At 35.5% G+C, this 2,118-nt stretch carries 2 protein-coding genes; both read right to left on the minus strand.

What is annotated here, in order from left to right:
• Positions 1-54: 54 nt before the first annotated feature.
• Positions 55-711 carry a fructose-6-phosphate aldolase gene (gene fsa, locus Q4D72_RS12090; protein WP_303078192.1) on the minus strand — a complete coding sequence of 219 codons (657 nt, stop codon included), beginning with the start codon at positions 709-711 and terminating at the stop codon, positions 55-57.
• A 369-nt stretch (positions 712-1,080) separates the two neighbouring features.
• A complete protein-coding gene (locus Q4D72_RS12095; RefSeq protein ID WP_303078194.1) occupies positions 1,081-1,731 on the minus strand; it encodes a hypothetical protein in 651 nt (216 codons plus the stop codon).
• Positions 1,732-2,118: the final 387 nt, after the last annotated feature.

Consider the following 2,118-nt stretch of genomic DNA (forward strand, 5'->3'; position numbering starts at 1 on the left):
TTATTTGTTCATTGAAACCATTGTTAATTGTTATTTGAAAAATTGTTAATTGTTTTATTGATTTCCTTTTTTATAATCGGCTAAAAACTGTGCTAAACCGCTATCGGTCAGCGGATGTTTTAATAATCCCATAATTGCCGACAAAGGAGCTGTGATTACATCGGCACCTATTTTAGCGCATTGCAAAATATGCATCGTATGACGGACAGAAGCTGCCAAAATTTCAGTTTCAAATCCGTAATTGTCATATATAAGTCGGATATCTTCAATTAATGTAAGTCCATCGCTGGAAATATCATCCAACCTTCCGATAAAAGGCGATACATATGTGGCGCCCGCTTTGGCTGCCAACAGAGCCTGCCCTGCCGAAAACACTAACGTGCAGTTGGTTCGTATTCCGTTGTCGGTGAAGTGTTTAATGGCTTTGATACCGTCTTTAATCATCGGTACTTTCACCACGATTTGCGGGTGCAGTGATGCTAGTTTTTTGCCTTCTTTTACGATGCCTTCAAAATCGGTTGCAATTACCTCCGCTGAAACGTCGCCATCAACTATGTTACAAATATCTACGTAATGTTTTAAAATATTGTCGGCTCCCGTAATGCCTTCCTTTGCCATTAACGACGGATTGGTGGTTACTCCGTCTAAAATTCCTAAATCCTGAGCCTCACGGATTTGGGCTAAATTAGCCGTGTCGATAAAAAATTTCATAAGCTGTCTTTTTAGTTTATACTATTTTCTGTTTTGACTTAATTTTTTCAATTTCTTTGTAAATCTCAATTGAATAACTTGGCAAAAATACAACAGAAAAAATAATTAATACGTCCTCTTTCTCAAAAAGGCATTATAAATTAAAAATATTTTTGCAAAGTAATTATTTTAAAGTAGTTACAATGAAGAAAATCAGATTGCGTTATGAATTTTAACCATAACAAAACGATTTTTATGGCGTGTTTCGTAGGGGCGAATTGCAATTCGCCCTTACAGATGTGTGCAATATGCCCCTATGTGATGTACAATCTATTTGGGCAAAAAATGTTTCGCCTCTACGTTTGTATACTAATAATTACCCCGCCTCTGTTATCTGACACTCTTTCCCAGCGATTCCAATAACTGAGGTTTGTCCTCCAAAGCTATTTTCGCAATGGCATAAAACTCACGCACCCATTTTTCTAAATCCGAAAGGGCTTTGTTTTTATTTTTCGTAGCTTGCTGGCTTTCACCCTTTTCCTTGATATAAATAGAGTATGCCTTCTCTGCTTCTTGCAGTTTTTCAAGCTGTGATTCCAGATGAGTTTCATCAATTTTCAGGCGCTTCACGGGGGTTAAAAGCTCGGATTTTTCCTTTAAAGTAACGTATAAAATCCGAATATCATCTAATATATTTGCCAACACACGTGAACTTTTTCCTTTCAGACGAAGGTTTTTCAGTACATCATCTTGGTCTTTATAGATGATGCGAACCTTTTTGCGGTCGGTTGCATATACTTCCGTGAGCTTTTCCATTTTTTGTGAAAATACTGCATAAGAAGAAGTTTCTTCCTGTGATTCTTTGATGTTCTTTTGATATTCTTCCAAAGCCTTATCATATAATGCTTTACCTTTGGCTATTTCAGTGTCGTCATAGCCATACTCTGCCAATTCCGAAGCTAATTCAGTTTGGGTTTTGATGTTCTCAAACAAGATACCATAATCTTGTAAAATCTGCTGGTTTGAATAATACTTTCCCATAGGTTAAAAAATTTAGTTATATTTTATTTTTTCTTGGTACACTTCTATTTTTACTCGGTGCAATTGCTTTTCTGCTTGGTGCAATTGCATTTTTTCTTGGTGTAATTCTTATTTTTTTTGATATAAAATAGTTATTTATATATTGTATACCACAAAGGTAGGCTATCTGATTGTTAATTCGTCTTAACAATGTGTTAAACAAACGTTATATTTAAAGGATTGTTTATTGTTTTATAAAGAAATATGCAGAAATGAAACGAAAAGACGCAATGAATTGCAATTTCGCCCATATATTGATGTTTGTATTGTAGGAGCGAAAAATTTTTCGCCCGTATGTTAGTAGATATTTGTAGGGGCGAATTGCAATTCGCCCGTACATTGGTGTCA

It is taken from the genome of Capnocytophaga sp. (assembly GCF_030532915.1).
Lineage (GTDB): Bacteria > Bacteroidota > Bacteroidia > Flavobacteriales > Flavobacteriaceae > Capnocytophaga.